Raw genomic sequence first — 4,545 nt, 5'->3', positions numbered from 1 at the left:
TTCCGTGCCGTGGTGGAGGGGTTGTCCTTCTCCGCGCCGCGGATTCCGGTCGCGGCGTGGGGGGATGTGACCTCGCCGGAGTACTGGGTGCGGCATGTGCGTGAGACCGTCCGCTTCCACGACTCCGTCACCGGCCTCCTCGACCAGGGCGTGCGCACTTTCCTCGAACTCGGCCCCGACGCCGTCCTGTGCGGCATGGCACAGGAACACGCCGGCGAACACGGCGCGCTCCTCGTCCCCGCGCTCCGGCACGACCGTGCCGAGGAGACCGCCCTGCTGACCGGGCTCGCGGGTCTTCACGTGCACGGCACGACCGTCGAGTGGGGAACGTTCTTCACGGGCAGCGGAGCCCGGCGGGTCGACCTGCCGACCTACCCGTTCCAGCACCAGCGGTACTGGCCGGAGGCCGCAGACGCCGCACCCGCACCCGGACCCGACGCCGCCGATCCGGCCGACGCCGAGTTCTGGGCGGCCGTCGAGAACGAGGACCCGCAGTCGGTGGCCTCCGTCCTCGACCTGGACGAGGAGACGGCGAGCGCCGTCGTGCCCGCGCTGGCCACCTGGCGCCGCAGGCGGCACCAGGAGTCCACGGTCGACGGCTGGCGCTACGGCATCAACTGGAAGCCGGTCACCGCGTCCGGCGCCCTCACCGGGTCCTGGCTCGTACTCGCTCCCGAAGGCTTCGACGCCACCACGCTCACCGGTCTGCTCGGCACCGGCACCACCCTGGTCGAGGTCGCCTCCGCGGACCGTGCCGCACTGGCGGGGCGCCTGCGTGAACTGCTCGCGGACGCGCCCCCCTTCGCCGGGGTGCTCTCGCTGCTGGCCTTCACGGGGCATGACGGCCTGGGAAGTGACGGACTGGAAAGCGACGGCCCCGACGACGCCCTGGGCGGGGACGGCGTGCCCGCCTGCCTGACCCTGACGGCCGCCGCCGTCCAGGCACTCAGCGACGCCGGCTGCGAAGCCCCGCTGTGGTGCGTCACCCGCGGCGCGGTCTCGGTCGGCCGTTCCGACGACGCCGTCAGCCCCGGACAGGCCGCGCTCTGGGGGCTGGGCCGCGTCGTCGCCCTCGAACATCCGCTGCGCTGGGGCGGACTGATCGACCTGCCGCGGCAGCCCGACCCGCACACCCTGCGCCGTGTCGCCGGTGTCCTGGCCTCCGGCGACGGAGAGGACCAGGTCGCCGTCCGTGCCGCGGGTGTCTACGCCCGGCGTGTCGTCCACCGCCCCGCCGCCTCCGGCGGCCCCCGCCGTGAACTGCGCCCCGGCGGCACCGTACTGGTCACGGGCGGCACCGGGGGGCTCGGCGCCCATGCCGCCCGGTCCCTTGCCGCCTCCGGTGCCGGAGCGCTGCTGCTGGTCAGCAGGCGCGGCGGCGACGCGCCCGGTGCGGACGCGCTGAAGCAGGAACTGACCGCACTCGGCGCCACCGTCACCTTCGCCGCTTGCGACGTCGCCGACCGCGAGTCCCTGGCCGCCGCCCTCGCGGAGCACACGGTCACCGCCGTGATCCACACCGCGGGCACCGTCGACGACTGTCTCGTCGAGGACCTGGGCACCGAGGACTTCGCCACCACGTTGGCCGCCAAGGCGTCGGCCGTGCGCCACCTGCACGAACTCACCGACGACCTCGACGCGTTCGTGCTGTACTCTTCGACGGCCGCCGTGTTCGGTGCCGCCGGACAGGGCAGCTACGCCGCCGCCAACGCCTACCTCGACGCCTTCGCCGAGTACCGGAGGGCACAGGGCCTGCCCGCGACCTCGATCGCCTGGGGGCCGTGGGCCGGGTCGGGCATGGCCGCCGACGACGCGGTGCGGGAGCGGCTGCGCCGGGGCGGCCTCACTCCGATGCCGCCGGACCTGGCCGTGCACGTCATGCGTCAGGCGATCGAGCACGACGAGGGCGCACTGACCGTCGCCGACATCGACTGGGAGCGGTTCCTGCCCGCACTCGCAGGACTGCGCTCGGCGCCGCTGATCGGGGATCTGCCCGAGGTCCGGCGGGCACACTCGGCGGAAGCAGGCACCGATGCCCCCGAGAGGCCCCGGCTCCGCCGGGAGTTGGACGGGCTGTCCGAGGCGGAACGCCGTGGCCTCGTGCTGGACCTCGTGCGCGGCCAGATCGCGGCCGTGCTCGGCCACGCCGACACCCGCGACATCGAACCCGACCGGGCCTTCCGCGACTTGGGCTTCGACTCGTTGACCACCCTGGAGCTGCGCAACCGTCTCGCCTCGGCGACGGGACTGAGCCTGACCGCGTCCGTCGTCTTCGACTACCCCAGCCCTCTGGAGCTGACCGGCTTCCTGCTCGGCGAACTCCAAACGGAGGGAGAAGCCACCGCAGCGACCCCCGTGCCGCTGACCGTTCCCGGCCTTCCCGACGACGACCCGATCGCCGTCGTCGGGATCGGCTGCCGCTTCCCCGGCGGTGTGACCTCACCGGAGGACCTGTGGCAGCTCCTCGCCGACGGCGGGGAGGGCATCACGCCCTTCCCGGCCGACCGCGGCTGGGACCTGGCCGCGCTCGCCGGGGGCGCCTCCGCCACCCGCGAAGCCGGGTTCCTCACCGGACTCGCCGACTTCGACGCGGCCTTCTTCGGCGTCTCCCCGCGCGAGGCGCTGGCGATGGACCCGCAGCAGCGGCTCGTGCTGGAGACCTCCTGGGAAGCCCTGGAACGGGCGGGCATCGACCCGGGCACCCTGCGCGGCAGCCGTACGGGCGTCTTCGTCGGCACCAACGGGCAGGACTACGAGTCCGTGCTGCGCCGGTCCGCGGACGAGGACATGCGCGGCTACCTCGCCACCGGCACCACCGCCAGCATCATGTCGGGCCGTCTCGCCTACGTACTCGGTCTGGAAGGCCCGGCGGTCACTGTCGACACGGCCTGCTCCTCGTCGCTCGTCGCGATGCACTGGGCGACGCGCGCGCTGCGCTCCGGGGAGTGCGAACTCGCCCTGGCGGGCGGAGTGTCGGTGATGTCGAGCCCCGACTCCTTCATCGAGTTCACCAGCCAGGGCGGACTGGCGCCGGACGGGCGCTGCAAGGCGTTCGCCGAGGGAGCCGACGGGACCGCCTGGTCCGAAGGTGCCGGCGTGCTCGTACTGGAACGGCTCTCGGCCGCCCGGCGCAACGGACACGAGGTGTGGGGCGTCGTCCGCGGCTCCGCGGTGAACTCCGACGGTGCCTCGAACGGGCTCACCGCGCCCAACGGCCCCTCCCAGCAGCGCGTCATCGGCCATGCGCTGGCCGACGCCGGGCTGCCTCCCGGCGAGATCGACGCGCTGGAGGCCCACGGCACGGGAACCACCCTCGGTGATCCGATCGAGGCGCAGGCGCTGCTGGCCACCTTCGGCCAGGACCGTGAACTGCCGCTGCTGCTCGGTTCGGTGAAGTCCAACATCGGCCACGCGCAGGCCGCCGCGGGCGCGGCCGGTGTGATCAAGATGCTGATGGCGATGCGCCACGGCGTACTGCCGCAGACCCTGCACGTGGACGCTCCGTCCTCGCACGTCGACTGGTCCTCCGGCGCCCTGTCGCTGCTGAGCGAACCCGCGGACTGGCCCGCGACCGGGCGCCCCCGCCGGGCCGGTGTCTCCGCGTTCGGCCTCAGCGGCACCAACGCCCACGTCGTCATCGAACAGGCCCCGGCCACCGTGGAGAACGCCCCCGCCACCGAGGAGAGCGCCCCGGCAGGGCCGGCCGGCGTTCCGGCCGCCGTGCCGTGGATCGTCTCGGGCAGGACCCGCGAGGCGCTGCGGGCCCAGCTGGAGATCCTCGAAGGCTTCGTCGCCCGGAATCCCGGTCTCCGCCCGGCAGACGTCGGATACTCCCTGGCCACCGGGCGGTCGGCATTCGCGCACCGCGCCGTTCTGCTGGCCGCCGACGAAGGAGTGCAGGAGTCCGGCCGTGCCGTGCGCAGGGCCAACAGCGGCCGTACGGCGTTCCTGTTCTCGGGGCAGGGGAGTCAGCGGTTGGGGATGGGGCGGGAGTTGTACGGGCGTTTTCCGGTGTTCGCGGAGGCGTTCGATGCGGTGGCGGCGTATGTGGATGTGGAGTTGGAGCGGCCGCTGCGGGATGTGGTGTGGGGTGGCGACCCGGGGGTTCTGGACCGGACGGGGTGGGCGCAGCCTGCGTTGTTCGCGTTGGAGGTGGCGCTGTTCCGGTTGGTGGAGTGGCTGGATGTGAGTCCGGATCATGTGGCGGGGCATTCGGTGGGTGAGATTGCTGCTGCGCATGTGGCGGGTGTGTTGTCGTTGGAGGACGCCTGTGCTCTGGTGTCGGCGCGTGCGCGGTTGATGGATGCGTTGCCTTCGGGTGGTGCGATGGTCGCGGTCGAGGCGACGGAGGAAGAGGTCCGGCCGCTTCTGACCGCTGAGGTTTCTCTTGCGGCGGTGAACGGTCCGTCGTCGGTGGTGGTGGCCGGGGACGAGGCCGGTGTGCTGGAGATCGCGGAGCGTTTTGAGGGTGAGGGGCGGCGGACGCGGCGGTTGTCGGTTTCGCATGCGTTTCATTCGCCGTTGATGGATCCGATGCTGGACGGT

At 72.9% G+C, this 4,545-nt stretch carries 1 protein-coding gene; it reads left to right on the top strand.

Annotated elements, in window-relative coordinates:
* Positions 1 to 4,545, top strand: a 4,545-nt coding sequence (locus H343_RS0124595) for a type I polyketide synthase (protein WP_028433286.1), incomplete at both ends; no start/stop codon positions are given.

Source organism: Streptomyces sp. TAA204, from assembly GCF_000424965.1.
This window is presented reverse-complemented; position numbering and strand designations above follow the sequence as displayed.